Origin of the sequence: Bradyrhizobium elkanii USDA 76, assembly GCF_023278185.1 — a bacterium.
Lineage (GTDB): Bacteria > Pseudomonadota > Alphaproteobacteria > Rhizobiales > Xanthobacteraceae > Bradyrhizobium > Bradyrhizobium elkanii.
This window is the reverse complement of the sequence record NZ_CP066356.1, coordinates 8664324-8691079: the sequence shown is the minus strand read 5'-3', so window position 1 is coordinate 8691079 and position 26756 is coordinate 8664324. Positions and strand designations below refer to the sequence as shown.

Sequence of the window (26756 nt, the reverse complement as noted above, 5' to 3'; positions counted from 1 at the left end):
CTCAGGACACGGGGGCTTAAATACGGAAGCACCCCGATTGACATTAGGAACAAAATAGGAACACAAGTTCTGTAACTTGAGGGTGTGGCGGTTGCCTCATCCGCGGCGGGCTTGCGTGGTTGCAGGACCAAAGTCCAAGCCGCGCTCCACTTGCGGATGAATTTCTCCGCCTCCTATGATGGGTTGTGGCTGGGGAGTGTGCGTCATGAGAGTTGCGATCTGGGCGGTCGTTGCGGCCGCGTGGCTGTTTGCGTCTGCAACTCCGTCGAATGCCCGCGGTCCCTACGGTTCGATCAGCGTCGGCAACTGGAAGGGTGGCGCCTTCACCAACGACAAGAATGGCGCCTTCACCCATTGCTCGGCGGGCACCACGTATCAAAGCGGCATCTTCTTCATGGTGTCGATCGCCGAGAATGGCAGCTGGCGCCTGGGTTTTGCCCACGAGAGCTGGCGCCTGACGGCGGGCGAGGCCTTTCCGCTCGCGCTGACCTTCGACGGCCAGCCGGCCTTCAACGTCTACGGCATGCCGCTCGGCACCCAGCTCGTGAATGTCGAGATGCCGGTGAATTCGGCGCTGATCAACCAGTTTCGCAAGGCGCGCCAGATGACCGCCTTCGCGCAGGGCCAGTTGTTTCAGTTCAACCTCAATCAGACCGCGCAGCTGCTGCCGGCACTGCTCAACTGCGTCGTCTCGGTCAAGAAGAACGGCGTCGCCAATGCCGGCGAGTTCGCCGTCGCGACAAAGCCCGCGGCTGCGCCGCCGCAGCAGGCGGCTCCGGGACCCACGCAGAAACCGGCGAGATCGGGGACGGGGACCGGCTTTGTGGTCAGCAGCAGCGGCCACGTCGTCACCAATCACCATGTCGTCGGCGGCTGCAGCGAGATCACGGGCAACCTGAGCGGCGAGGCGCCGGTCAAGCTGCGCCTGGTGTCCGATGACGAGACCAATGATCTCGCGTTGCTGCAGGCGCCGACCCCGTTCAAGGATGTCGTCAGCCTCAGGCAAAACCCCATCCTGGTCGGCAACGGCGTGGTGGCGATCGGCTATCCCTATCACGGATTGCTGACATCCGATTTCACGGTCACCACGGGCATTGTCTCTTCGTTGAGCGGCATCCTCAACGATACCCGTCATCTGCAGATCAGCGCCGCCGTGCAGCCCGGCAACAGCGGCGGTCCGCTGTTCGATCTCACCGGCGCGGTGGTCGGCGTCGTGGCTGCCAAGCTCGACGCGGTCAGGATGGCGCGGGCGACGGGGACCATCCCGGAGAACATCAACTTCGCGATCAAGACCGGCGCGCTGCGCGACTTCCTCGACAACAGCGCGGTGGCGTACCGGACCGCCGAGTGGCGCGAGGAGATGAAGAAGGAAACCGCCGAGATTGCCAGGAATGCGCGCGGCTACACGCTGCTGATCACCTGCACGGTGAACGAGCAGAGCGCGAACGCGAAGAAGGGCAATTGAGACCTCCGCTACGCCTTCTTCCCGTCCTCACGGCAGGGCGGCGGCATCTGGCTACCGGCCACGCGTCTTTCCTTGCGACGTCCGGGCAGCCTCCGGCTACTTTGCATGGGGTTGTTTTCGATATTTTGGCAATGCGCGCCTGCGACGTACGGGCGGGGTGAGTTCAACCGAGCCGCTGCAGCGTGTGCACGGTGATCTCGGCCGGACAGTTGAGCCGCACCGGCGCAAGGCTGGTGCCGGCGCCGGCCGATGTGTAGCCGGCAAGCGCCCCGAACCGCCAGGCGCCGCTGCCCATCCGGCGCGGCAGCCGTGCCTCCAGCTTGATCGCGATGCCGCCGGGCAGGCAAAGCTGGCCGCCATGGGTATGGCCGCTCAGCATCAGGTCGAAGCCGGCCGCCGCCGCCACGCGATAGGATTCCGGCGTATGCGCCAGCAGGATCGAGAATGCATCGCGCGGGATTGCCGCCGCGGCTGTTGCAATGTCGTCGGTGCGATAGAAATGCGCGTCGTCGATCCCGGCGAGGTGGATCGTCGCGCCATCGCGCGTGATCGGCTCCTGCTCATTGAACAGCATCCTGATGCCCATCGCCTCCAGTGCCGGCGTCATGCGGATGCTGTCGTGATTGCCGAGGACGCCGTAGAGCGGCAGCTTGATCCGCGCGCACAGATCCCGCATCAGCGCGAGGCTCGTTTCAAACGGCCCATACGTCTTGCCGCGGTAGTCGCCGGTGAGAACGCAGATATCGCAGGCGATATCGCGCACGATGTCAGCCAGGTGCCGCATCGCGCCTTGGCTGATGTCGGCGTGAAGATCGCTGAGCTGCAGGATGGTGAAGCCGTCGAAGGCCGCCGGCAGCCGCGCCGACGTCACCAGATTGCGCCGCACTTCGACCCTGTCGGCGTTGCGCCGCGCGCGGCCATGGAGGCCGGTCACCTTGAGCGCGGTCTCGATGATCCGCGGCGCCAGCTTCCAGTTCTCGACGTTGAACACCAGCGTGCCCTGGCCGAACAGCTGCTTCTCGTGCGCGGCCTCGATCCCAAGCCGGCGCACCACATGGTCGGCGCCGATCCGCTCGATCAATCCCTGCAGTGCCGTGTCGGCCATGTTCCCCGTCGGCCCGCGGTTTGAAGCGCGGACCGGCGCGACACTATCATGCGCAATCCCGGTGGGGATACCGCCGGCACTCAGATCACGGGAACCCGCTTCGCGGCGACCGCGGCCGGCGAGATCACCTCGATGTCGAGCGGCACCTGCCAGCGCTCGGTGAAACGCACCTGCGGCGGTGCATTGCCGTTGCGCCCGCCCTGCAGCACGAAGCCGTCGTAACCCGAGTTCATCACCTCATTGCACTTCTGCACATAGATCGGGAAGCCGCCGATATAGGGCATGAACACGCGGGGGCGGCCCGGGATGTTGGCGCCGACATACCAGGAGCTGCAGGTCGAGCGCAGCGAGACTGTGGAGACGTCGTTGACGTGGGCGACCCAGGCGTCCTCGTCGTCGCGGACCGCCTCGATCGTGCCGGCGCCGATGTCGCGCATGTGACTGATGCAATCCGCCAGCCAGTCGACATGCTGCTCGATCGCCTGGATCATGCTGGCGAGCACTGATGGGCTGCCGGGCCCGGTGATCATGAACAGGTTCGGAAAGCCCTCGGAGGCAAGGCCGAGATAGGCGCGCGGGCCCGCACGCCATTTCTCGGCCAGCGTCTGGCCGCCGCGGCCGGTGATCGCGATCTTGTCGAACGAGCCCGTCATGGCGGCAAAGCCGGTGGCGGAGACGATCGCATCGAACTTGTATTCGGTGCCGTCGACCACGACGCCTTCGGTCGTGAAGCGATCGATCGGCGTCGTCGACACGTCGACCAGCTTCACATGCGGCAGATTGTAGGTCTCGAAATAATTGGTGTCGACGCAGAGCCGCTTGCAGCCGAACACGTTTCGCGGGCACAGCAGCTCGGCCGTCGCGGGATCCTTGACGATGCCGCGGATCTTCTCGCGCGCGAAATCGGCGATGGTGTCGTTGGCGGCCTTCTCGAACAGGAGGTCGCCGAACGCGCCGAGGAAGGGCAGGCCGCCGCGCTGCCAGGCCTCCTCATAGAGTTGCTCGCGCTCCTGCTCGCTCGCCTGCAACGCGGGCTGGGCGTTGAATTGGAAATAGAAGCCGGTCGGGCGCGCGCGGGCCTTGGCGCGCAGCTCCGGATAATGCGCCTTGGCTTCCTTGAGATATTCCGCCGACAGCCGCTCGTTCCACGCCGGGACCGACCAGGTCGCGGTGCGCTGAAACACGGTGAGCGAGGAGGCCTGCTGCGCGATGATCGGAATCGACTGGATCGCCGACGAGCCGGTGCCGATCACGCCGACGCGCAGGCCGGTGAAGTCGACGCCCTCATGCGGCCATTCGCCGGTGTGATAGATCGGTCCGCGGAAATCCGCCATGCCTGGGAAAGCCGGCCGGTTCGGCGCCGACAGGCAGCCGACCGCCATGATGCAGAACTTTGCGGTGACCCTGTCGCCGCGGTCGGTCTCGATCAGCCAGGTGCCTGCCAGCTCGTCGAAGGTCGCCGCGGTGACGCGGGTGTCGAACACGATCTGGCTGCGCAGGTCGAAGCGATCGGCGACGTGATTGGCGTAGGCGAGAATTTCGGGCTGCGGAGAATACTTCTCCGACCAGCTCCAGTCCTGATCGAGTTCCTCGGAGAACGAGAAGGAATATTGCAGGCTCTCGACGTCGCAACGCGCGCCGGGATAGCGATTCCAGTACCAGGTGCCGCCGACGCCGCCGCCGGCCTCATAGACCCGCGCGGTGAAGCCGAGACTGCGCAGCCGATGCAGCATGTACATGCCGGCGAACCCGGCACCGATCACTACGGCGTCGAACGTTCCGGTTTCGGCAGGGCGCGCAGCCTTGCGCGCGGTGCTCTCCTGAGCCATGGCCCGTCTCTTCCCTATGTCTTGTCGTTATGTCTTGTCGTTTTGTCGTGGCCGCGCCCTCGTTGGACGGGCGAGCGAAAGATTAGGGCGAGGCCGGCGCAGCCCGCAAGCGCATGCGCGGCCGCGCCGGGTATGGCTCCTATGCCGCGGGAACGATGGCCGCGGTATCCGGAGCAGGATCGGTCGACGCAGCCAGGGATTGCATAGAGATGCGCCGCTCCTCGGGCAGCGTGTGATCGCAGTCAAACAAGCGCGCTTGGACCGGTTTGAGATCCTGCGTGCCGCTCAGCCGTCGTTGGACTTCACGATGCGGATCAGCTCGTCGCCGTAATGCTCGAGCTTCTTGTCGCCGATCCCGGCGATGTTGCGCAGCTCGCCCAGCGTGTCCGGCCGCATCGCGGCGATGCCGTCGATGGTCGAATCGTGCAGCACGACATAGGCCGGCACGCCGCGCTGGCGCGCGACGTCCGAGCGCCAGGCGCGCAACGCCGCATGCAGCGCGGGATTTGCGACACCGCCCGGGCTGTCGGCTGCGGGCACAAGCTCGCCGCGGCGCGACTTGCCGCGGACCGCGCGGTTGCGCGCCCCTTCCGGCTGCTCGCGCAGCATCACCGCGGTCTCGCCCTTCAGCACGCCGCGGGCGCTGTCGGTCAGAACAAGCGCGCCGAAGGCGTCGCTGTCGGCGCGCAGATGGCCCATCGCCACCAGCTGGCGCAACACCGCGCGCCATTGCTTCTCATTGAGCTCGCGGCCGATGCCGAACACCGACAGCTGGTCGTGGTTGAACTGCTTGACCCGTTCGGTCAGCCGCCCGACCAGCACGTCGATCAGGTGCATGGCGCCAAAACGCTGGCCGGTGCGGTAGACGCAGGACAGCAGCTTTTGTGCAAGCACCTTGCCGTCGCGGACGCGCGGCGGCGTCAGGCAGTTGTCGCAATTGCCGCAGCTTTCCTCCGTGCGGGTCTCGCCGAAATAGCCGAGCAGGCGCTGCCGGCGGCAATGCACCGTTTCAGCCAGCGCAACCAGCGCGTCGAGCTTGCCGACCGAGACGCGCTTGAAGGCGTCGGAGCCGGTCGATTCATCGATCATGCGGCGCTGCTGCACGATGTCGGAGAGCCCGTAGGCCATCCACGCGGCCGACGGCTTGCCGTCGCGGCCGGCACGCCCGGTCTCCTGGTAGTAGGCTTCGATGCTCTTCGGCAGATCGAGATGCGCGACGAAGCGCACGTCGGGCTTGTCGATCCCCATGCCGAAGGCGATCGTGGCGACGATCACGAGCCCGTCCTCGTTGAGGAAGCGGTCCTGATGCCGGGCGCGCACGCCGGCATCGAGACCGGCATGATAGGGCAGCGCCGCAATGCCGGCCTCGCTGAGCGCCGCCGCGACATCCTCGACCTTGGCGCGGGACAGGCAATAGACCACGCCGGCGTCGCCGGCATGCCGTTCCTTGATGAAGGTCTTCAGCTGCGTGGTCGCATTCTGCTTGTCGACGATCTCGTAGCGGATATTGGGCCGGTCGAAGCTCGCGACGAATTGCGGTGCGTCGGTCAGCTGCAGCCGCTCGGCGATCTCCCTCCGGGTCAGCGCGTCCGCGGTCGCGGTCAGCGCGATGCGCGGCACTTTGGGGAAGCGCTCGGCGAGTGCGGACAGGCCGATATACTCCGGGCGGAAGTCATGGCCCCATTGCGAGACGCAATGCGCCTCGTCGATCGCAAACAGCGCGATCTGCGCCTGGCCGAGCAGATTGAGGCAGCGCGGCGTGAGCAGCCGCTCCGGCGCCACATAGAGCAGGTCGAGATCGCCGGCGAGCAGCCGCCGCTCGACCTCGGAGGCTTCCTCATAGGACAGCGTCGAATTCAGCACCGCGGCGTTGACGCCGGCTTCAGTGAGGCCCGCGACCTGGTCGCGCATCAGCGCGATCAAAGGCGATACCACGATGCCGCAGCCGTCGCGCAGCAGCGACGGCAATTGGTAGCACAGCGACTTGCCGCCGCCGGTCGGCATCAGCACCAGGCAATTGCCGCCATCGGTGACGTGGCGGATGATGTTTTCCTGCGCGCCGCGGAAGCCCGACAGGCCGAACACGGAACTGAGCACGGACAGCGCGTCGCGAGACGGGGCGGATGCGCGATCGAGGGCGGGCTGGGCGGTCATGATCCCTTGCGCGATCCCTTTGGGATTTTCCAGGATTCCTTGAGGTCAACAGGCGGTGATCGAGGTCTTCTGGCCGAACGATACCGGAATGAAAGGTGTTAATACACGTCCCAACAACAAACTCAATTCAGCATGACCGGTCAGCTGCGGATCATCACAGGCATTGCCGCGATCGTACTGGTCGCGGGCGCGGCGGCAGCCTTTGCCGTCGCCTGGCGGCCGCAGATTGCCGCCATTGCGCCGCCGCGGGCCGATACCTTCGACCCTGACGTGGTCAAACGCGGCCGCGAACTCGCCGCGATCGGCAATTGCAACACCTGCCACACCGTGCAGGGTGGCGCGACTTATGCCGGCGGGCTCCCGGTTCCAACGCCGTTCGGCATCGTCTTCTCATCCAACATCACGCCGGATGCCGAAACCGGCATCGGGCGTTGGCCGGAGGAGGCGTTCGTCCGCGCGATGCGCTCGGGTGTGGCGCGCGATGGCCAGCATCTCTATCCGACCTTCCCCTATGACCATTTCACCAACGTCTCGGATGCGGACGACCGGGCACTGTATGCGTTCCTGATGACGCGGCAGCCGGTCCACGCGTCACCGCCGGCGAATCAGCTTTCGTTTCCGTTGAACTATCGACCGCTGATTGCAGGGTGGAAGCTGCTGTATCTGCGCAGCGGCGATGCCCCTCAGGACGCGGCGAAGGGTGCGGAATGGAACCGCGGCGCCTATCTGGTGGAGGGGCTCGCGCATTGCGGCGCCTGCCACACGCCGCGCAACGCGCTCGGCGCCGAGCGTGTCAATGCGCAGTTCTCCGGCGGCGAGGTCGACAATTGGCACGCCTACGCGCTGAACGACACCTCGCACGCCCCGGTGCGGTGGACCGCCGACACGCTGTATGCCTATTTGCGCCACGGCTGGCAGGCCGATCATGGCACCGCGCGCGGGCCGATGGCTGAAGTGGTCGGCAATCTGGCGACGGTGCCCGATAGCGACGTGCGGGCCATCGCCGTGTACATGGCCGATATCTCGGGCGCGCGGGCGCCGGATCGCAAGCGGCCGGCCGACGTCATCGCGCAATCGTCTTCCGATGATGCGGCGCAGACCCATGCGGCCGGCGCAGCGATCTATGCCGCGGCGTGCGCCTCCTGCCATGAGGGCAACCGCGCGCTGCCCTATGGCGGCGTCAATCTCGCGCTCAGCACGGCGATCGCAAGCCCCGACCCGCGCAACCTCCTCAATATCGTGCTGTCGGGCGTCGGCGCCGTCGAAGGCGAGCGCAGCCCGATCATGCCGGGCTTCTCCGCCAGCATCGATGATGCGCAGATGGTCGCGCTCACGGCCTATCTGCGCGAGCGGTTCGGCAAGCGGCCGGCGTGGGCCAATCTCGACAAAGCGGTGCGCGATGCGCGCGCGGTGCAGGCGACGTCGCTTGCGGCGCGCGACACGCCAGCGGAATCCAGACAGCGAGGCAAGCCATGATGACATTGAAGGTCAATGGCAGGGATCATCAGGTCGATGCGGAGGCGGATACGCCGCTGCTCTATGTGCTGCGCAATGATCTAGCGCTCAATGCCGCCAAGTTCGGCTGCGGGCTCGGGCAATGCGGCTCCTGCACGGTGATCGTCGACGGCAAGGCGGTGCTGTCCTGCGTCACGCCGCTGGTTCTGGTCGAGGGCAAGCAGGTGACGACGCTCGAGGGGCTCGGCACCGTGGCCGCGCCGGCACCGATCCAGCGCGCCTTCATGGAGGAGCAGGCGGCACAGTGCGGCTACTGCATCGCCGGGATGATGATGCGCGCGCAGGCGCTCTTGATGCGCAACGCGAAGCCATCCGATGCGCAGATCCGTGCCGAACTGGAGCCGAATCTCTGCCGCTGCGGCACCCATATGCGCATCCTGCGCGCGGTGCACCATGCCGCCAGGTTGATGGATACGGCCGACGCCGCAAGCGACAGGAGCGTCCGATGACCGCGCCGGTGGTTCTCGATCGCCGCAGCGTGCTGGCGGGCGGCGGCGCGCTGATCGTCAGCTTCTCGTTGCGGCATGCGGTGGCGCAGGAGCAGACTGCTACGCAGAGCCCGGAGTTGCCGGGCAGTCTGGCGAAATCGCCCAATCTGGATTCCTGGATCCGTATCGATGCCAATGGCCAGGTCACGGCCTTTACGGGCAAGGCCGAACTCGGCCAGGGATTCCGCACTGCGTTCCAGCAGATCGCGGCCGAGCAGCTCGATATTCCCTTCGATGCGCTGAAGGTGATCACCGCTGACACCAAACTCACGGCGAACGAGGGCTACACGTCCGGCAGTCATTCGATGCAGGACAGCGGCACGGCGATCCTGCATGCCGCAGCGCAGGCGCGCATGTTGCTGGTGGCCGAGGCGGCAAAGCGTTTCGACTTGGCGCCCGATGTCTTGCGAACCGAGAACGCCGCCGTCGTCGCTCCCGATGGCCGGCGTCTCGGCTATGGCGAGCTTGTCGCCGCGGACATGTTGCACGTCCAGGCGCAACCGACATCAAGCCTGAAGGATCCGGCGAACTTCAAGGTGATGGGCCAGCCGGTGCCGCGCGTCGACATTCCGGCCAAGGTCACGGGCGGCGCCGCCTATGTGCAGGACATGCGGCTTCCCGGCATGGTGCACGCGCGCGTGGTGCGCCCGCTGAGCTACGGCGCGCAGCTCGTGGAATGCGACACGGCCGCAATCGAGAAAATGCCCGGCGTGATTCAAGTCGTGCGCGACGGCAACTTCCTGGCCGTGGTGGCGGAGAAGGAATTTTCAGCGGTCAAGGCCATGCACGCGCTGGCCGCCGCCGCGAAGTGGCGGGAGAGCGCGAAGCTGCCGAACCAGCACGATCTGGCCAACGTGCTGACTGCGCTGCCGTCGCAGGATTTCGCGATCTTCCAGCGTAGCGATCCCACGGTGAGCGGCGCGCGGTCGCTCCAAGCGACCTATACGCGGCCTTACCAGTCGCACGGCTCGATCGGGCCGTCCTGCGCGGTCGCGCAATTCGTCGATGGCGCGATGACGGTGTGGACGCACACGCAGGGCGTCTATCCCGACCGGCAGGCGATCGCCGAGATGCTCGGTATGACGCCCGCCAGCGTCCGCCTGATCCATGTCGAAGGCTCCGGCTGTTACGGCCACAATGGCGCCGACGATGCCGCGGCCGATGCCGCGCTGGTCGCCCGGGCGCTGCCAGGGCGCCCAATTCGGGTGCAGTGGATGCGCGAGGAGGAGCACGGCTGGGAGCCGTATGGTCCGGCGATGGTGACGAAATTGAGCGCGTCGCTCACGGCCGACGGCAAAGTTGCCGACTGGAATTTCGCGGTGTGGAGCAACACTCATTCGATGCGGCCGGGCGGCGCCGGCGCGCTGCTTGCGGCCCAGCACATGGCGCGATCATTCGCGGTGCCCGCACCAAAGCCGTTGCCGTTGCCGGAAGGTGGCGGCGACCGCAACGCGATCCCGATCTACAACTTTCCGAACGCGCATGTGATGCATCACTTCATCCCCGCGATGCCGCTGCGGATCTCCGCGATGCGCGCGCTCGGTGCGTATCACAACGTGTTCTCGACCGAGAGCTTCATGGATGAACTGGCCGCTCTCGCCGGCGCCGATCCAGTCGAGTTTCGCCTCAGGCATCTCGACGACCAGCGCGGCCGCGCGGTGGTCGAGAAAGCCGCGGAGGAATTCGGCTGGACGCGCGGGCGGCAGCCGCCGCGGAATGGCGGCTACGGCTTTGCGTTCGCGCGCTACAAGAATCTCGCCGCCTATTGCGCCATCGCGTCCGAGGTCGAGGTCGATCGCGAAACCGGGCGGGCCCGGCTGGTGCGCGCGGTCGCCGCCGTCGATGCCGGCCAGGTCGTCAATCCGGACGGCATCACCAACCAGATCGAGGGCGCGATCGTGCAGTCGACGAGCTGGACGCTGTATGAAAGCGTCACCTTCGACGACACAAGGATCACCAGCATCGACTGGCAGACCTACCCGATCCTGCGCTTCAATGCGGTGCCCGACAGCATCGCCGTCCACATCATCAACCGTCCGGGCCAGCCGTTCCTCGGCAGCGGCGAGACCGGGCAGGGGCCGGCCGCCGCCTCGCTCGCCAATGCCATCGCGCATGCAACCGGCAAGCGGCTGCGCGACCTGCCGCTCAGCCGCAAACGGATCAAGGACGCGATCGACGCGTGAAATGAAACTGATTTGGATTGATCTCACCGCAAACTCGTTGCACCTCTCCCGTTTGCGGGGTCGAGACGAGCGAAGCTCGCTCTTAGGTCGCATCGCATCGAAGATGCGATGCGGGTGGGGGCTCTTTCCTCGATGTGACTCGCGGTGATACCCCCACCCCAACCCTCCCCCGCAAGCGGGAGAGGGAGCAGGCTGCCTTCTCGGTTGCTAAATCATTCTCTAACGCTGTCAGGCCGTCGGGGCGGGTGGCGCCGGGGGCGGCGTCATTGGCTCGACGTTGTAGGTCTTCGGCATATTGATCGGCTTGTAGGCAGGATCCTTCTCCATGCGCTCCAGCACCGAGGCATGGATGGTCGCGCCGTCCGCAATCGGCCGCGGTTCGCCGCGCGGCAGATAGAAGCCGAGGAAGGATTTCCGCTCCGGCCATTCCTTCCATTTGTCGCTCTTCGGAATCCATTCCAGGATTTCCCAGGCGGCGGTCAGCGAATTGTGCAGCGGACCGGTCGCGCTCGGCGGCACATAGTCGTGCTTGTGCGGCGGCAACGGCATCCCCCAGGCGAGATGATCGATCAGCGCCTGATCCATCTGCAGCCCGGCCGCCTTGGCCTGTTCGAGCATCCAGATCAGCGGAAACTTTGACGGTCCGCTCTGGTCTTCCGGATAGCCGCCGCCGACGTCGGAATGCACGCCGGCAAACCAGACCTGGCGGATGTCCTGCTCCACCTCCGTTGCCGGATCGAATGGATCCGAGCGGAATTTTTGCGGCTCGATCCAGCGATTAAGTCGGAACATGCGCCTGCGCTCGTCGATCGCGATCGCCTGGCGGAACCGTTTGACGCTGGAATTGGTCCGGGTGAACAGCAGCGTCTGCAGGTCGAACAGGAAGTTGTCCTGCCGCGGCACGATGATCGAGGCCACCGTGTCCCAGACCCCGACGAACTCGATGTCAATGTTGCGGCCGCCGGCAATCTGGCTGAAATGCCAGGCTTCCTTCAACGGAGCATAGTCGAACGTGCCATCGGACTTCTGGGCGTCAGAGCTGGCTTTCTTGTAGGTGCCGAAGGCGTAGCTCGCGAGGTCGAGCTGGTCGACCGGCAGAAGGCCCATCGCGTGGACGAAGGCCGCGAGCACGCGCACCGTGTAGGCACCGCGGCTGAAGCCGAACATCCAGACCCGGTCACCGGGCTCCCAGGTTCGGCACAGGAACAGGTAGGCGCCGAGCGTGTCCTGGTCGAGACCGGCGCCGAAGGCCAGCCCGAACAAGCCGCGCATCTGCTGCTTGAAGCGGCCCCAGGCGTTTTGCAGGCCGATGGTGCCGAGGCCGGGATGATAGTAGATCCGCTGCCGGTCATTCTTGTCGGCGACGCGGAACAGCTTCAGCACGTTGGAAATATTGTCACCGATCTCGTTGCCGGTGCCGTCGCAGCAAATCACAATATCCTTCGGCATCCGTTGCCCTCGCGGCCGCCGTGAAAATTCGCGGCCTCTATGTACGGCAGAATGCGGTGAAAATTCAATCTCCAATTGAAGACGGTTATGTGGCGGCGGCGTGACCGCCGGTGGTGCCGGGTCGCCGAAGCGCGATGCGCGCCGGCGTTGCCTGCCTCTGGATCGAATTGAATCTCGCCACGGCCGGCCAAAGCTGCGCCAAGGACGGCGTCGCTTGAGCTCGTCGATGCCCGGCCATGACGGAGTTTCCGTGAGAGACCCAATCGCGTTCGCGGTGTCTTGAGTCGATCGCCAATGGCGCTCCCAGAATTCAATTGCAACACTTCGGAAAAGATGGAAATCTGCTTGTCGATCATTGCTATATGCGTCGACATTTTCTCCCTTTCAGGGACTCCGCGGTGCACGCGATCATCTTTCCTGCTGCCTCCCGCAGCTTCCTCGACAACAGCAGGAACAGGTCGGCATGAGCCCGCAAGCTCTCGTGACGGCCATTCTCTCAGGACTTGTGGTGGCGGCGTTCGGGCTATTCTGGTGGGTCGGCAGCTATTCCGATCGCGTGTTCGCAAGCAGGTTCCGCACCCGCTTTCCGGAGAAGACGCTGAGCTACACCGGCGACCAGCTTGGCGAACTGGTGCAGTCGGATCTGCGGATGAAGTATGTGTTTCCGATCCTGTTTCCGCTCGATCTGATCGTCATGCTGGCGCTGGCGGGCGCGATGGGCGCGGCGTCATCGCACTGGCTCAGCCGGATCTACCCGTCCGCGGCGTGGCTCGGCCTGGTCGTGCCGGCGGTGTACCTGCTCAGCGATTTGATCGAGGATTGTCTCCTGGCATGGCTGCTGCTGCACGGCGACCCGCATGCGGCGGCGCGGTCGGTCTCGATCCTGAAGGCGATCACGACGATCAAGCTGGTCGGCATCTTCGCCTCGATCGCGCTGACATTGGCGGCGTTCGTCGGGTGGCTGTTCCACGGCGAGACGCTTGCCATCTAAAGCGCGGCCGGCGACCTACTGATACGTCGCGACGATATCCGACACGGCGCGCTCGAGCTGCTGCGCGGTCGCGCATTGCCGCACCACGCTGCAGAAGGTCGCGTAGCGCGGCATCTCGGAATCGCCAAAACCCCAGACCATGCGGCCTTCGGGGTTGAGCCAGACCAGCCGCTTGGAGCGCTCGCCGATACGGCGCAGGATGTCGGCGCGCGGATCGAGATTGTTGCTGCGGGCGTCGCCGAGCACGATCACCGTGGTCTGCGGCGTGATCGCGCTCATCCAGTTGTCCTCAAAATCGGCGAAGGAATTGCCGTAGTCGGACGAACCGAAGCCGACCTTGGACATGATCTCCTTCATCGCCTCTTCCGGCGATTTCGATTCCAGGATGTCGCTGACCTCGATCAGGTGGCCCGAGAAGGCGAACGAGCGGACGTCGTCCACCACCTCGTGCAGGCTGTGGATCAGGAGCAGGAAGAAGTCCGAGACGCGGGCGACCGAGCCCGAGACGTCGCACAGCGCGACAATCTTCGGCCGGTCGCGATGCTTGCGCTTCCACGCGGTGAGGAAGGGGACGCCGCCCCAGGCCGCGTTGCGGCGCAGCGTGCGGCGGACATCGAGATGGCCGCGGCGCTGGCGCTTGCGCGGCTTGGAATAGCGCTCGCGCAGCCGGCGCGCGATCTGGCGGATCAGCGTGCGCATCTGCTCGACCTGCCGCGGCTCGATCCGTGCCAGCGGCGCGTTGCGCAGGATCTCGTTGCGCAAATTCTCCGCTTCCTCGCGCCCGTACAGCAGCAGGGCTTGCGAGACCGCATCGCGAACGGTGCCGCGCAGGCCGTTGAGCGCCTCCTGCAGCCGTTCGGCGAGCGCGGGATTGCGCGCGGTCAGGTCGTCGATGTCGTCGCGCAGGCGCTGGATGCCCATCGCATCGAGGATGCGGGTCTGGAAGATGCCGCGCTGGGTGAAGTAGCGGATATCCGGCAGCGAGGCGGCGCCGGAGGCGTTGGCGATCGCGCTCGATATCGCAGAGCGATCCTGCGACAGCAGCATCTGCGCCAGCGGCCCGATAGTCTCGTTGGCGGAGCCGCCCGACGCGTCGCCATGCTCGTCGGCCGATGGGTTGGCGCCGGATTCGCTGCCGTCGTCGGTCTTGCTCTGCTCGGCGTTCTCCTGCTGCGGCTCGGGCTGGCTGAAGAACAGATCGAAGCATTCGCCGAGCGCGCGCTTCTCGTCCTGCGTCTTGGCAAGCGTCAGCAGGAAGGTGTCGCGCAGGATGTCGCGATCGGCAAAGCCGACCTGGGCGACCGCCCGCATCGCATCGATGCTTTCGGCGGGCGAGACCCGGACCCCGGCCCCCCGCGCCGCACGAAAGAAGCGATGCAGGTTCTCGCGCATGGTGATCTATCGGTAGAAAAAGTGATGTTCAGTCGATCTGGCGGCAGGCTCGCTGTACCTCTCCCGCTTGCGGGGGAGGTCGTATCGCATCGAAAGATGCGATACGGGTGGGGGCTCTCTCCGCGAAATGACTCGCGGTGAAACCCCCACCCCAGCCCTCCCCCGCAAGCGGGAGAGGGGGCGCTGCTCGCTCTCGGCTATGGTTCGAACCAATCGCATCATGCTTTAGCTGAACACGCCCTGGCGCGACGCCTTGGCGATGAAGGACGAAATCTGCGGCGTCGCGGCCTCGATATCGGCCTCGTATTTCAGCAGCACGTTGAGCGTGTCCTTGACGATCTCGTGGTCGAGCTCGCTGGCCTGCAGCAGCACCAGCACGCGCGCCCAGTCGATCGCCTCGCTGACCGAGGGCAGCTTCTTCAGGTCCAGCGAGCGGATCTCGTGGATGAAGCCGACCATCTGCTTGCGCAGGGTCTGCGAGATGCCGGGCACCCGGCTCTCGACGATGCGCTCCTCCAGCTTCTGCTCGGGGAAGCCGATGTGCAGATGCAGGCAGCGCCGCTTCAAGGCGTCGCCAAGATCGCGCTCGCTGTTCGAGGTCAGGATCACGGTCGGCGGCGCCACTGCGGAGACGGTGCCGAGCTCGGGGATCGTGACCTGGAAGTCCGAGAGGATTTCCAGCAGCAGCGATTCGAATTCGGCATCCGACTTGTCGATCTCGTCGATCAGCAGCACGCAGCCGGCGGGCTGCTCCAGCGCCTGCAACAGCGGCCGCGGCTCGACGAATTCCTTGGAGAAGAACACGTCGCCGAAGGTGTGGAGCTGGTCGAGCGCCGCGGCCAGCGACTGCGCGCCGCCGAGCACCTCACCGAGCTTGTCCTTCAGGATCTGGGTGTAGAGCAGCTGCTTGGCGTATTTCCACTCATACAGCGCCTTGGCCTCGTCGAGGCCCTCATAGCATTGCAGGCGGATCATCTTCATGCCGCGCCAGGCGGCGATCGCCTTCGCCAGCTCGGTCTTGCCGACGCCGGCAGGGCCCTCGACCAGGATCGGCTTCTCGATCTGCTGCGACAGATAGACCGCGGTCGCGATCTGCCGGCTCGCAATATAGCCTTGCGCGGCGAGGCCGCTTTCCACGGTCTCGATCGAGGCGGTGGGCCTGGTGTCAGCCACGAGGATCAGCTCCGAATTTACCTTGAACTCGGACCTGTTCTGCGCCCGTTGCGGGCAAAGCACAAGGCTCGTTTGGCCCGCAAAGGCATGAGGGCTAAAGGCTGGCGTTAGCGCAAGGGTTCCGGGGTATTTCCGCCAAGCGCAAATACAGTTGTTAGCGTGTGGTTCGAACCTCCCCTTGAAAAGGGGAGGTCGCTTTGCTCGCCAGAGCAAAGCGGGTGGGGATCTACTCTCTCCATTAACACTGGTGTCTGCGGCTGACCCCCATCCCGACCTTCCCCCTTTCAGGGGGAAGGAGAACAGTCTCGTAGCCCGGCTACCGTCAACCCGCGCAGCTCTCGACGAATTCCTTGCGCTGCGGGCCAACGATCTTCTGGTCGATCGCCTACTTCAGGCAGTCCAGATACGCATGCGCCATGCAAAGCTGCATCTGGTCGTGCCGGCTGCGTAACCCGCTTCACCTCAGCGTGAGGCCGGTCGCGGCTTCAAGCTCGCCGATCGCCTGCGCGGCATTCGCGACCTTGATCGTGGTTATGCCCATCTCGCGCGCCGGCTTCAAATTGACGCCGAGATCGTCGAGATAGACGCAGTTCTTCGGGTTCACCTGCAGCGTCTCCACCATCATCTGGTAGATGCGCGGGTCGGGCTTGCGCAGGCCGATCTTCGCGGACTCGATGACGTGGTCGAACAGCGCCATCACCTCGGCGACATAGAGCGTACGTCCGCTGCGGCTGCCGATCGCATTCGCCGGCAGATTGTTGGTGATGCAGCCGGTCTTGAATTTCGCCTTGATGCGCTTCAGCGCCTCGACCATCTCGGGGCGGAGGTCGCCGGAGAGCAGCGGCAGCACGTCCTTGCCGCGCACCTCGGCGCCGAGCGCCTTCGATTCCGTCGCGAACAGCACGTCGAATGCGTCGATATCGATCTCGGCGCGCTCGAACTTGGCCCAGGCGTTCTCGAGATGATTGGCAGCGTTGGTGCGGCGAATGATGTCGATCGGCAGGCCGCGCTCGATCTCATAGCGCGCGAACGCCTCGAACGGCGAGGTGGTCAACACGCCGCCGAAATCCCAGATCACTGCCTCAATCATCAAAGTCCTGCCCGTTGCAAAGCGGCGGCTTCGCCTCGGATCGTCCGGCCGATTGCAGGACAACAGGGAAACGCGCGTCCAGCCTTCTTTATTGGAATTGCCGCCGATCAGGCAAGCCGCCAGTTCGCGGCAAAAATCCGCCACGCGGAACCAGCTCACCAGACCATCGGCACCAGGCGATAGCGCACCCGCGCGAGATACTCGGCATAGCCGTCGAGCTCGGCGGTCAGCATCCGCTCCTCCATCAGCGACCGCAAGCCGAGCAGCGCCGCCATCACAGGCACGATGGCAAGGCCATACCAGGATCCCAGCAGCAGCGGCGTGCCGACATAGGTCAGGAGGCCGCTGGCATAGATCGGATGCCGCACATAGGCGTAGGGTCCGGTGGTCACCGCCGCATGCCCGCGCTCGCGCTGGATCTTCACGACCGGCGCGGCGTAGCTGTTTTCGCGGTAGGTCCGGTAGACGATATAGAACGATGCCGCGATCATCGCGGCGCCGGCGCATTGCAACCAGAAGGGCGCGATGGATGTCTGGTAGCGGACTGCGTCGAGCGCCATCAGCGGCAGCCATGTCAGCCACAACAGCGGCATGATCATCGTGATGACGCGATCCCATCCGGCCTGGCCGCGTGCGGTGCGCCGCTCCGCCAGCAACCCCGGATCATGCCGGGCGAGCCAGGCTTCGGTGATCAGCCCGCCGATCGTGATCTCGAGCAGGAACACCCAGGCGCCGGCCCATCGCAGCGTGCCGGCCGCGAGAAACAGGAATGTGCCGAGGCCCACACAAGTGAAGGAGGCGCGGCGCAGGTTGACGCGAGGGGGATTGCCGTTCTCGTTCATGTTGCTCTCCGGCGAACGGCAACGGCCGCGCCGCCGGATCGGGCGGGCCGTTGCGTGCACGGTTGCGGATCGCGGCCTGTTCGGCGCGCAAAGCCGATTACGGTCTGCGGGTCCAGTTTCGCGCCTGTCCGGAATAGACCTTGCTCGGCAGCGCGCGCGCCGTGGGATCGAGCAGGATCTTCATCGCGGTGTTGAGCCGCTCCTCCGAATGCGGTGAGCCATCATGGCGCATTTGCTGCGGAGCCCCGGGGCCCTGCGGCGGCGCCAGATAGGTCGGCGTTGTCGGCGGAGTGGGAGTGGTGGCGATCTTCGGACGGGCGACAACAGCTGCCTCCATCGGGCGCCGCGCCTGGGCCATGCGTGACGCTGCGGAAGGTGCTTCCGCCGGCGGGGGCGAGGCGGCGCTGTCGGATCCGGATTTGCGGGGCGGTCTTGCCATGGCATCGGCTCCATAGGTTCGGTGACGACGACGACGTCAGGACTTGTCTTCGTCGGATGTGGTGCGTTTGGCGATGATCGGGTTGCGGTCGCTGATCGCGGCGATCAGCGAGGCGTGGCTCACGACTGACGACACGACGATCTTGCCGGATGGCTCGATCCGGCGACCGTTCTGCTGCTGTTGCTGTGGGCTCCTGGCGGTGGATTTCTGCATCATGTCGGCCTCCTCGAAGGTGGGGGTGGGGCCCGACAGCGCCGGGCCCCGAGTTTGGCGATCAGATGCCGAAGGCGCCGAGGACACCCGGCAGCGCCTGCGCGACGCCGCCGAGGATTTCTCCCCAACCCTGCGGGTTGACCGACCCGTTGGTCGCCACGTCGGCAATCCGCTTCGGACCGCGCTCGATGCCCTCACACTGGATCGGGCTACGCACGCTGCCGAAGGTCTCAAAGTCGTTCCTTGCGTACATGTTCAGCTCCTTCTTTCGGTTTGAATTGACGGCAACTACGGGAGGTGGGCACCGACCGGGGCAGCCGTCGCTGGACGTCGCCCAGGGGATCGCTCATCACGTCGATCCCCTGGACCACGTGACGCATTCGCGCCACGTTCTGATCTCCTCCGGACGCAGAGGAGCAATCGCGTCAATAGACCTGCCACTGCCGCAGCGGTCCGACCGCCACCGGCACCACGTCGCTCACGTCGATCGTGTACTGATAGACTTCGCGCGCCTGGGTCAGGACCTGGGTCGGATTGAAGAAGCGGTAAGTCACGTCGTGACAAACCGAGTCCGGGCGGCAGATGACGCTCTGGTCGACCTCGACGGTATCGAGCCGCAAGCCCTTCTTGGCGACGTCGGTGAAGATCTTCCGCGTGTTGTAGGCATTCATCGCGGAATAGTTCAGCGCGCGATCCTGCGGCGAGAGGCCGACATTGCGGAACTCGTTGTAGATCCGCTCGAGGAAGCCTTCCGCGCCGGCCGGCCAGGTGTCGGGATCGGGCCCGAACAGCGTGTAGAGATCCCACTGGTAGAAGCCGCGCCAGTCGGTCACCAGCGTCGGCACGACGGTCCCGTTCAGGAGCTTGGTCGTGTTGGCGCTGTCGACCCAGCCGGCCATCGAAATCCGCGCAACACCGCCGCGCGGCGGGAAAGCCGGGGGCGTGGTCGGTGGCGTATCGTCGCCGCCGCGCGCGGCCGGGACCACGGTTCGGGTGTTCGATGGATCGTCATGCGAGACCTCCTGATGCCAGAGCGCCAGGATCAGCGCGGCGAAGAATCCGAGACCGAACACATCGAGCGGCTTGACCGCATAGATCGGGATCGAGTCGATCGTCATCGTCCAGATGATGGCATCGGCATCCGGGAAGTTGTTGCCCGAGCCGCTCGGTGTCGCGCTCTCACCTTCGGCCTGGTTCAACAGATAGCGCGCCATGATCGCCGGATTGTACGGCGCCGAGGTATCGCCGGAGCGGTCGCGCTCCGGCCCGAACGCCGGATCGCCGCGTCCGATCAGGCTGTCGCGCCAGTTGGCGATGGCCTGCACGAAGTAGTCGAGGCGCGCCTCCTTGCCGAAGTCGTAGAACAGCCGGCCGATCGGGAACGCGAGCTGTCCGGTGGATTCCGCCGCGGCGCCCTGCGGACGCAGGCCGCCGCCACAGCCGCAGCTGTTCTCGCTGGTGCGAACCGCGGGGGCTTCGTACATCGGCAGCGCCTGCGGCATCGCGACGGGAAGCGCGTTGCTCGGCATCAGCGCAGGCAGCTGCTGCGGCTGCAGCCAGGCCTGCGGCATCATGCCGGCCGCCGGCATTGCCATCTGCGGCATCATCATCGGCGGCATGACCATCTGCGGTGCCGGCGTCGGCATCCAGACCATGTCGCCGCCCGCATGGGGCGCGTGATACGGATAGGGCGCCGGCGCTGCGATCGGCGCGGCGGCGACGCCGTGATCAACGGGCGCGGCGACGGCCGCAGGCGCTGCCGGCGCAGCAGGCTGCGCTTCGCTTGGCATGATCCCGGCGCTGCTGCGCAGAACCGAGCCGTCCGGCCCGAATATGCGCGGAGCCGATGGTGCAGACATTGCTGATAGATCTCCCATGGAACCCTCTCTGGTTGCAGTTGGCTGAGCGGCGGATAACGGTTGGACGAAAGGGCGCGCGGACACTCCCCGGAAATGGGGAGCCGCGGCCGTGGTACCCGACGGCATGACGGCGTCCGCCTGCTCGCCAAGCAGGGCGGCGACAGCCGCGGGAATATCGAGCCGCCCGGCGAGACAGCGCGAGGCACTGCCGTCGCTGCGGCAGGGCACCGCGCTTTCGAGCAGCGCGGCACGGATGGCTTGCGGATCGGCCTTGCGTCCGGTCTGGCGCAGGCATGAGAGCAGCAGGGCGACGACGCCGGTGACGATCGGCGCCGCAAAACTCGTTCCGGAGCGCAGGCTGATATTGCGGACCGGCGAGGCGCCGGCGATGTTCTCGCCCGGCGCGAGGATGCCGTTCTCGAGATAGGCGTCGCCGAAATTGCTGAAGGGCAGCGGATTGCCGACCGGATCGCACGCGCCGACCGCAAGCACCGAAGCGAGGCTGCCCGGCACCTGGACGCAGCGGCATCCGTCATTGCCTGCAGCGGCGACGATCAGCTTGCCGGCGCGCTCGCAAGCGCGGACCGCGTCGACCAGAATGCGGTCGGCCTGACCGGTCGCGGATTGCTGGCCGCTGCTGATATTGATGACGTCGGCACCGGCGGCGAGCGCCTGGTTGATCGCGAGCGCCAGGGTGCTTTGCGAGGACGGCTCGATCTGACCGGAGGCATTCTCGCGATAGATCGAGAACACGGTCGCGCTGCAATTCGGCGCGACGCCGAGCACCGGGCTGCCGGGCGTGCCCATCAGCACGCTCGTCACATGCGTGCCGTGCTCGGACTGGATCATCGGCGAAGCCGGTGCAACGAACTCGCCGCCGCTGGCGACGCGGGCCTGCCGGAGCGAAGGATGATTGAGATCGACGGGGCCGTCGATGATCGCGATCTTCACCGCGGGGTCGCCGCCCGACGTTTTCTGCCACAAGGCAGCCAGACCAGCGATGTCGGCAACTGGATTCATGAAATCAATCCCGACCGGCCTGCCGCAAATCCGTGCAGCCGATCCATCTTCCGCGGCAATTTGCTTTCACGCAGCGATCCAGCAGAGCGGCAGGTCGTTGCGTTGGTGCAGTTGTGGCAGCTGTGACGCCTAAGGCCTATTCGCCGCGGTGGATCAGAAAGGATCGAGCCGACGATACGGATCGATCGGTCCATGAGATCGATCCTGCAGCTCGGACGATCGATCGAAGGGTTTAGCCGAGACCGATCTCGCCGCACCATTGCGCGCGCCCGGGGCAAACACGTGTGCATCTGCGCTCCGGTGCGCGAACGCGTCTGCGCGTCGGCCGAACACGGAATTCGGGATGCTGGTGTCAGTCGAGCTCGCGGGCCCGATCGGGGATCGCTGCCGATGATGCGATCCACGGTGCTTCGCGCACCCGTCGCATCGCCTGTGCCCGGCGCGGCAGGCCGAGCTTCTGCAGCACGTGATGGACGTGGTGCTTGACCGTCGCAAGGCTGAGATTGAGATCGCGCGCGATCTCCTTGTTCGACATGCCTTGTCCGATCAGCTTGAGAACCTCGCCTTCGCGGCGCGTCAGTCCCTGGTCCGCGTCGATCGTATCCGTCTGACGTTCCATGCAGAACAGCGCGCGCAGCAGGCCGCCGGAAATCTCGGCGCTGCAGGCGAGCCGCCCCGATGCCACGTCCGACAGCGCGCGGCATAGCTCATCGAAGCTGGCGTTCCGGGAGATGTAGCCGCTGAAACCGGCCCGGCCGCAGCGGACCACGTCGCGCCGATCTTCGTTGAGACCGAGCGCCACCAGCGCGACATCCGCATGATCGCTGGCAATCACGCGCACTTCGTCGAGATCGATACCCTGTGTGACGTCGATCAGAATGACATTCACACTGCCGGTCTCGAGGGTCTCGCGCAGGCCGGCGAGATCGGACACCGCCGCCGCAATCGCAAACTCGGCGTGGTTCTGGAAACTCGAGGTAAGCCCCTCGCTGAACAGCCTGATCGGCGTGACGACCGCTATCCTCATCGTTATCCTCTAACTCAACGAAATGGCGGATGGAAACGCCGTGTTGAGATCAACGGCACCGGCATCCAGAAAGTCATGAAAGTAAGTATGCGATATGCTGCCGGAGGTTGTATTAGTATCACGCCGAAATTACGACCCCGATGCAGGCAATCAAGAGACGCAGTTCACATGAGGCGCGCGATCCGACATGGTGCGTCTCGCGACAGACGTCGATGTGTGGCGCCGGCGCGCGATGGCGGTGCTGGATTCCGGCGGCGACTTCAACGCCGTAGTGATCGACGCCTAGATATTTAGACAATTGACGCATGCAGGCCTGGATGCTCTGTACAATATTGCGTGTTCTCCAGAGCCGGGTGCGAGCGACGCGATGCCGCGGCTCGAATGGGCTCGATTCAGAAGCAGACCGACGGGGTTCCATGACGAGCGTAATTCGAGCGACGGCTTTTCTTAGCCTGTTGGTGGCAACGCCGGCGCTGGCCATCGTCGGCGGCGGCGCGCCGTCGACGGATGGCGTTGCGCGCTCCGTCGTCACCATCGTCGGCTCGCGCGGCAATTTCTGCACCGGCGCGCTGATCGCGCCGAAGGTCGTGCTGACCGCGGCGCATTGCGTGCAGCCCGGCGCCGATTACAAGATCGTCGAATATGGCGCGGACAGGCAGCCGAAGCTGCAGGACGTCAGGACGGTTGCGATCCATCCCGGCTTCCGGATGCAGGCGATGACCAATCATGTCGCGACCGCCGATGTCGCGCTGCTGCAGCTCGCGGCGCCGGCCGCAGGCAAGGCGCCGGCCGCGCTCGGCATGCCAAACATTCCGATCCAGGTCGGCGGCCGCTTCACCATCGCGGGCGTCGGCGTCACCGTGCGCGGTGACGGCAAAAGCGGTGGCGCCACGCGCGTCGCCGGCCTGATCGCGAGCGGCAAGCCGGGCACGTTGCAGATCCGTCTCGTCGATCCGGTCGGGCAGGGCGTGCGCGAAGGGCTCGGGGCCTGCACCGGCGATTCCGGCGCGCCGGTGTTCGAGGACAAGCAGGGCGGCCCTGCGATCGTCGGCGTGGTGAGTTGGTCGACGGGGCCGAACGGCGCCGCCGGCTGCGGCGGCATCACCGGCGTGACGCCGCTGACACTCTATCGCGACTGGGTGATGCAGACCGCGCGGCAGTGGGGTGCGAGCTTTTAAGTCACCTCGCCCCGCATGCGGGAAGAGGTCGGATCGCATCGTGAGATGCGATCCGGGTGAGGGGGTACAGGTCTTTCGTCTGGTACCGCCTCGCGGAGAGAGCCCCTCACCCCGACCCTCTCCCCGTAAGAACGGGGAGAGGGAGTGAAGCCTAATGCCCTGCGGCCTTGTTCGCGGCGGCGTTGTTCAGCACGATCAGGCCGTCGACGGCGACGCCGAGCTTGCTGTTGATCAGGAACGGGTTGACGTCGATCGAGGCAATGCGGCCATTGGCGTCGGCCATCAGGTTGGAAAGACCGACCAGCGCCTTCACCGCCGACGGCTCGTGCAGCGCGGGCTTGCCGCGATAGCCCTTCATCTTGACCCCGGCCTTGGTCCTGGCAATCAGCTCCTTCGCCTCGGCGGCGTCGAGCGGCGCGCCGGCGAGCGCGACGTCCTTCATCAGCTCGATATCGACGCCGCCGGTGCCGAACAGCACGACGGGGCCCATCTCGGCGTCGAGCGAGGCGCCAACCACGAGCTCGAGGTCGGCCTTGACCTGCTGCGCGATCAGGATGCCTTCGAGCTTCGGCTTGCCCTTCAACTTCTTCACCCGCGCGGTGATGTCGTTGAACGCCTTCTTCACCTCGGCCGCACTGGCGAGATTCAGCTCCACGCCGCCAACATCGGATTTGTGCAGGATGTCGGGGCTGACCACCTTGGCGACCACCGGGAAGCCGATCTGCTTGGCGATCTTCACGGCCTCCGCCGCGGTCTGCGCAACCTCTTCCTTTGAGATCGGGATGCCATAGGCCCTGAGCAGCTTCTTCGAGGCGACCTCGTCGAGCGCGGCGGCGCCGTTGGCGGCCTTCAGCGTCTTCTCCAGCACCGCGCGCGCCGATGCCTTCGAGCTCGACGCGATATCGGGCACCTCCTTGCGCAGGCCGGCATATTCGATCAGCGACTTGATCGCGCCGACCGCGCGGTCGAGGCCCTGCATGACCGCGATATCGGGCAGCGACTTGCGCAGCCCCTTGGTGAATTCGGTGAAGCCGATCGACATCGCGCTGATATAGATCACCGGCTTGTTGGCCTGGCCCGCCATCTCGTTGACGATGCGCAAATTGCGCTCGCGCAGCTCGTGCGGCGCCTTCGGCAGCTCGGCATCGATGATGACGATATCGGTGTCGGGATCGTCGATCATGATCTTGATCGACTTCATGTAGACGGAGGGATCGACCACCGCGGCAAAGCCGGCGTCGAGCGGATTGCCGACGATGCTGCCGGGGCCGAGCATCTTCGCCAGCTGCTCCGAGGCGTTCGGGCTGAGCGGCGCAAAATTCAGGCCGGCGGAATAGAACGCGTCGATCAGAAGCCCGCGCTTGCCGCCCGACAGCGACACCGCCGCGAGGCGATTGCCCTTCGGCGGATCGGCATGGACGAAGCATTCGGTGGTTTCGATCAGTTCATCCAGTCCGCGCACCCGGATCACGCCCTCGCGGGTCGAGATCGCATCGAATGTCTCGATCGAACCGGCGAGCGCGCCGGTATGCGCCATCGCCGCAGCGCGGCCGCCTTCGGAGGCGCCGAGCTTGAGCGCGATCACCGGCTTGCCGGCGGCGCGCGCGGCCTTGCAGGCATCGCGGAACACTTTCGTGTTCCTGACGCCTTCGAGATAGACCACGATGACGCGGATGCTCGGATCGGCGGCGAAATAGCTCATCAGGTCCGGGGTCTCGAGCCCGGATTCGTTGCCGGTCGTGACCATGTAGCCGACGCCGACGCCGCGATCCTCCAGCGCCTGCCGGATCGCCATCACGATCGCGCCGGATTGGCCGGCGATCGCCACCGCGCCCTGCTCCATGGTGACGATGCGGTCGTCGATATTGGTGAACAGGTTCTCGCCGGCGCTGAGATTGCCGAGGCAATTCGGGCCGGTGACGGCAAGCCCGGTCTCCTTGATCGCCTGCTTCAGCTCGACCGCGAGCCGCTGGCTCTCTTCATCCTGCAATTCGCTGAAGCCGGAGGTGACGATGGTCGCCGAGCGCGCGCCGGCCGCGGCCGCATCGCGGATCACCTGTACCGCAAACCGGGCCGGCACCAGCACCAGCACATGGTCGGGTTTTTCGGGAAGGCTGGCGAAGTCCTTGTAGCAGGTGACGCCCCAGATCGCTTCGCGCTTGGCGTTGATCGGATAGAGGCCGCCGGCGTAGCCGTATTTGACCAGATTGTTCCAGATCCGTTCGGCGTAATTGCCGGGCTTGTCGGTGGCGCCGACCAGCACGATGTTGCGCGGATGCAGCATCGCGTGGATGCTCTTGACGATATCGCTGGCGTCCGCGGGCGGCGCCCATTTGTGGGACACATGAGACGCGGTGCTTGCGAAAGCTTCCATGGAGCCTGCCCTTATCCTTGTTGTCGTTGTTTCCTGTGGCCACGGCGGATCACCGTGAGGCGCGCGATTTTTCATTGTTTTTATGGCGAGGGAAAGGGGGTAGCAACTCATGCCGGCGCAGGTCAGGGCACCGCGCGCAATATCCCGGCAGGCGCAAAATTGATTGCCTATCAGGAACCCGATTCGCGCGGGCGCGTATCCGTTTCGATCAAGGTCGCGTGCAGCAGATAACGCTCGGGCCCCGATGTCAGCGCATCGAACGGCCAGCAGGTCGATAGCACAAGTTCATGTCGGTCAGTAATCGGATCGACCCCCGATTGATCGAAGCGGACCACCGAGCTGCGATCGGCCCGATAGCGAAACATCTTGCCGTCGCTTCGTGTGACGTCGATCTCGTCACCGATTGTGACATCCCTGAGAAAGCGAAAATGCGTGTCACGGTGCGCGGAATAGACCGCCACGCCCCGCTCGCCGGGATCGACGGTCTGTTCGACATGGCCGGGGCCGAATGCCAGCGCCTGGCCGCTGCTGCCGGCAAGCGCAATCGCGGACGCGTGCAGGCGCTTCACCTCGATCCGCGCCACCGGCCAGGTATCGGCCCAGCTCTACGGCTTCACCGGCTGGCCGGTCGCGATGCTCTGTGCGAAGGCGCGCTCCAGCAGCACCTGCGCGAGCAGCGCCTTGGCGTGGATATAGGCGCCCTGGCCGAACAGGATCAGGCCGATGAGGGCGAACGCGATGGGTGGAATGAAGCGGGGCATTTTGTTCTGCTCTGGCCATTGCGAGAAGCGACTGTCTGACCCTCATCCCGAGCAGCGCGCAGCGCGTCTCGAAGGATGAGGCCGGTCCGGTGGCCTCGCCCTTCGAGACGCCCGCTTCGCGTGCTCCTCAGGGTGAGGGTTGGAAATTCGCGCGATGCCTTCCTCGGGCGGGAGAAGCTGCGCGCGCGGCCCCTGGGGGACGGATGGAA

The 26756-nt window shown here is 65.6% G+C and carries 21 protein-coding genes and 1 pseudogene; 6 read left to right on the top strand and 16 right to left on the bottom strand.

Annotated features, from left to right (window positions below):
- Positions 1-205 precede the first annotated feature (205 nt).
- Positions 206-1465 carry a S1C family serine protease gene (locus tag JEY66_RS41165; protein ID WP_018269456.1) on the top strand — a complete coding sequence of 420 codons (1260 nt, stop codon included), beginning with the start codon at positions 206-208 and terminating at the stop codon, positions 1463-1465.
- A gap of 163 nt (positions 1466-1628) precedes the next feature.
- On the opposite strand, the gene JEY66_RS41160 is transcribed toward JEY66_RS41165, so the two are convergent.
- The 3 genes from JEY66_RS41160 to recQ form a co-directional block, all read right to left on the bottom strand.
- On the bottom strand, positions 1629-2570 hold the full coding sequence (locus JEY66_RS41160) for a metallophosphoesterase (protein WP_016842292.1): 942 nt from the start codon (positions 2568-2570) through the stop codon (positions 1629-1631).
- Between the two features lie 80 nt (positions 2571-2650).
- Positions 2651-4399, bottom strand: coding sequence for a flavin-containing monooxygenase (locus tag JEY66_RS41155; protein WP_016842291.1), 1749 nt, complete (start codon positions 4397-4399; stop codon positions 2651-2653).
- Positions 4400-4684: 285 nt separating this feature from the next.
- A complete protein-coding gene (gene recQ, locus JEY66_RS41150) occupies positions 4685-6553 on the bottom strand; it encodes a DNA helicase RecQ (RefSeq protein ID WP_018269457.1) in 1869 nt (622 codons plus the stop codon).
- A gap of 132 nt (positions 6554-6685) precedes the next feature.
- On the opposite strand from recQ, the gene JEY66_RS41145 reads away from it, so the two are divergent.
- From JEY66_RS41145 to JEY66_RS41135, 3 genes are read left to right on the top strand one after another with little or no spacing between them, the layout of a single operon-like run.
- Positions 6686-8029, top strand: coding sequence for a c-type cytochrome (locus tag JEY66_RS41145; protein ID WP_018269458.1), 1344 nt, complete (start codon positions 6686-6688; stop codon positions 8027-8029).
- Entirely contained in the window at positions 8026-8517 is a 492-nt protein-coding gene (locus tag JEY66_RS41140; RefSeq protein ID WP_016842287.1) for a (2Fe-2S)-binding protein, read from the top strand. Before JEY66_RS41145 ends, JEY66_RS41140 begins: the two co-directional genes overlap by 4 nt.
- On the top strand, positions 8514-10739 hold the full coding sequence (locus JEY66_RS41135) for a xanthine dehydrogenase family protein molybdopterin-binding subunit (RefSeq protein ID WP_018269459.1): 2226 nt from the start codon (positions 8514-8516) through the stop codon (positions 10737-10739). Before JEY66_RS41140 ends, JEY66_RS41135 begins: the two co-directional genes overlap by 4 nt.
- A gap of 228 nt (positions 10740-10967) precedes the next feature.
- On the opposite strand, the gene JEY66_RS41130 is transcribed toward JEY66_RS41135, so the two are convergent.
- Both JEY66_RS41130 and JEY66_RS41125 read right to left on the bottom strand, forming a co-directional pair.
- The gene (locus tag JEY66_RS41130) at positions 10968-12188 is read right to left on the bottom strand and encodes a DUF2235 domain-containing protein (RefSeq protein ID WP_016842285.1); all 1221 of its coding nucleotides are present in this window, start codon (positions 12186-12188) and stop codon (positions 10968-10970) included.
- Positions 12170-12544 (bottom strand): hypothetical protein, encoded by a 375-nt coding sequence (locus JEY66_RS41125; protein ID WP_157183408.1) that lies wholly within the window; start codon positions 12542-12544, stop codon positions 12170-12172. The genes JEY66_RS41130 and JEY66_RS41125 overlap by 19 nt, the downstream gene beginning before the upstream one ends.
- 107 nt (positions 12545-12651) lie before the next feature.
- Between JEY66_RS41125 and JEY66_RS41120 the strand changes: the two genes are divergently transcribed.
- Complete coding sequence (locus JEY66_RS41120; protein WP_210291274.1) at positions 12652-13179, top strand: hypothetical protein; 528 nt, start codon at positions 12652-12654, stop codon at positions 13177-13179.
- Positions 13180-13194: 15 nt separating this feature from the next.
- Here the strand turns inward: JEY66_RS41120 and JEY66_RS41115 are convergent, their stop codons facing one another.
- The 9 genes from JEY66_RS41115 to JEY66_RS41075 form a co-directional block, all read right to left on the bottom strand.
- A complete protein-coding gene (locus JEY66_RS41115; RefSeq protein ID WP_016842282.1) occupies positions 13195-14571 on the bottom strand; it encodes a vWA domain-containing protein in 1377 nt (458 codons plus the stop codon).
- A gap of 225 nt (positions 14572-14796) precedes the next feature.
- Positions 14797-15744: an AAA family ATPase gene (locus JEY66_RS41110; RefSeq protein ID WP_026192123.1), complete on the bottom strand. Its 948-nt coding sequence runs from the start codon at positions 15742-15744 to the stop codon at positions 14797-14799.
- Positions 15745-16201: 457 nt separating this feature from the next.
- The gene (locus JEY66_RS41105; RefSeq protein ID WP_174771020.1) at positions 16202-16834 is read right to left on the bottom strand and encodes an HAD-IA family hydrolase; all 633 of its coding nucleotides are present in this window, start codon (positions 16832-16834) and stop codon (positions 16202-16204) included.
- 155 nt (positions 16835-16989) lie between these two features.
- Positions 16990-17676 carry a methyltransferase family protein gene (locus tag JEY66_RS41100; protein ID WP_016842279.1) on the bottom strand — a complete coding sequence of 229 codons (687 nt, stop codon included), beginning with the start codon at positions 17674-17676 and terminating at the stop codon, positions 16990-16992.
- A gap of 97 nt (positions 17677-17773) precedes the next feature.
- Positions 17774-18115: a hypothetical protein gene (locus tag JEY66_RS41095; RefSeq protein ID WP_125459406.1), complete on the bottom strand. Its 342-nt coding sequence runs from the start codon at positions 18113-18115 to the stop codon at positions 17774-17776.
- Positions 18116-18151: 36 nt separating this feature from the next.
- Complete coding sequence (locus JEY66_RS41090) at positions 18152-18331, bottom strand: hypothetical protein (RefSeq protein ID WP_016842277.1); 180 nt, start codon at positions 18329-18331, stop codon at positions 18152-18154.
- 58 nt (positions 18332-18389) lie between these two features.
- Entirely contained in the window at positions 18390-18581 is a 192-nt protein-coding gene (locus JEY66_RS41085) for a hypothetical protein (protein WP_016842276.1), read from the bottom strand.
- Positions 18582-18753: 172 nt separating this feature from the next.
- A complete protein-coding gene (locus JEY66_RS41080; protein WP_016842275.1) occupies positions 18754-21207 on the bottom strand; it encodes a S8 family serine peptidase in 2454 nt (817 codons plus the stop codon).
- Between the two features lie 352 nt (positions 21208-21559).
- On the bottom strand, positions 21560-22234 hold the full coding sequence (locus JEY66_RS41075) for a LuxR C-terminal-related transcriptional regulator (protein WP_016842274.1): 675 nt from the start codon (positions 22232-22234) through the stop codon (positions 21560-21562).
- 416 nt (positions 22235-22650) lie between these two features.
- Between JEY66_RS41075 and JEY66_RS41070 the strand changes: the two genes are divergently transcribed.
- The gene (locus tag JEY66_RS41070; RefSeq protein ID WP_026192126.1) at positions 22651-23412 is read left to right on the top strand and encodes a S1 family peptidase; all 762 of its coding nucleotides are present in this window, start codon (positions 22651-22653) and stop codon (positions 23410-23412) included.
- Positions 23413-23563: 151 nt separating this feature from the next.
- Here JEY66_RS41070 and JEY66_RS41065 read toward each other — a convergent pair whose 3' ends face one another.
- Both JEY66_RS41065 and JEY66_RS41060 read right to left on the bottom strand, forming a co-directional pair.
- Entirely contained in the window at positions 23564-25786 is a 2223-nt protein-coding gene (locus tag JEY66_RS41065) for an acetate--CoA ligase family protein (RefSeq protein WP_018269462.1), read from the bottom strand.
- A 170-nt stretch (positions 25787-25956) separates the two neighbouring features.
- Positions 25957-26547, bottom strand: a pseudogene (locus JEY66_RS41060) (class GN sortase).
- Positions 26548-26756: the final 209 nt, after the last annotated feature.

Coding starts and splice junctions, on each gene's coding strand:
- JEY66_RS41165 (WP_018269456.1), top strand. CDS start 206: ATGAGAGTTGCGATCTGGGCGGTCGTTGCGGCCGCGTGGCTGTTTGCG.
- JEY66_RS41160 (WP_016842292.1), bottom strand. CDS start 2,570: ATGGCCGACACGGCACTGCAGGGATTGATCGAGCGGATCGGCGCCGAC.
- JEY66_RS41155 (WP_016842291.1), bottom strand. CDS start 4,399: ATGGCTCAGGAGAGCACCGCGCGCAAGGCTGCGCGCCCTGCCGAAACC.
- recQ (WP_018269457.1), bottom strand. CDS start 6,553: ATGACCGCCCAGCCCGCCCTCGATCGCGCATCCGCCCCGTCTCGCGAC.
- JEY66_RS41145 (WP_018269458.1), top strand. CDS start 6,686: ATGACCGGTCAGCTGCGGATCATCACAGGCATTGCCGCGATCGTACTG.
- JEY66_RS41140 (WP_016842287.1), top strand. CDS start 8,026: ATGATGACATTGAAGGTCAATGGCAGGGATCATCAGGTCGATGCGGAG.
- JEY66_RS41135 (WP_018269459.1), top strand. CDS start 8,514: ATGACCGCGCCGGTGGTTCTCGATCGCCGCAGCGTGCTGGCGGGCGGC.
- JEY66_RS41130 (WP_016842285.1), bottom strand. CDS start 12,188: ATGCCGAAGGATATTGTGATTTGCTGCGACGGCACCGGCAACGAGATC.
- JEY66_RS41125 (WP_157183408.1), bottom strand. CDS start 12,544: ATGATCGACAAGCAGATTTCCATCTTTTCCGAAGTGTTGCAATTGAAT.
- JEY66_RS41120 (WP_210291274.1), top strand. CDS start 12,652: ATGAGCCCGCAAGCTCTCGTGACGGCCATTCTCTCAGGACTTGTGGTG.
- JEY66_RS41115 (WP_016842282.1), bottom strand. CDS start 14,571: ATGCGCGAGAACCTGCATCGCTTCTTTCGTGCGGCGCGGGGGGCCGGG.
- JEY66_RS41105 (WP_174771020.1), bottom strand. CDS start 16,834: ATGATTGAGGCAGTGATCTGGGATTTCGGCGGCGTGTTGACCACCTCG.
- JEY66_RS41100 (WP_016842279.1), bottom strand. CDS start 17,676: ATGAACGAGAACGGCAATCCCCCTCGCGTCAACCTGCGCCGCGCCTCC.
- JEY66_RS41095 (WP_125459406.1), bottom strand. CDS start 18,115: ATGGCAAGACCGCCCCGCAAATCCGGATCCGACAGCGCCGCCTCGCCC.
- JEY66_RS41090 (WP_016842277.1), bottom strand. CDS start 18,331: ATGATGCAGAAATCCACCGCCAGGAGCCCACAGCAACAGCAGCAGAAC.
- JEY66_RS41085 (WP_016842276.1), bottom strand. CDS start 18,581: ATGTACGCAAGGAACGACTTTGAGACCTTCGGCAGCGTGCGTAGCCCG.
- JEY66_RS41080 (WP_016842275.1), bottom strand. CDS start 21,207: ATGAATCCAGTTGCCGACATCGCTGGTCTGGCTGCCTTGTGGCAGAAA.
- JEY66_RS41075 (WP_016842274.1), bottom strand. CDS start 22,234: ATGAGGATAGCGGTCGTCACGCCGATCAGGCTGTTCAGCGAGGGGCTT.
- JEY66_RS41070 (WP_026192126.1), top strand. CDS start 22,651: ATGACGAGCGTAATTCGAGCGACGGCTTTTCTTAGCCTGTTGGTGGCA.
- JEY66_RS41065 (WP_018269462.1), bottom strand. CDS start 25,786: ATGGAAGCTTTCGCAAGCACCGCGTCTCATGTGTCCCACAAATGGGCG.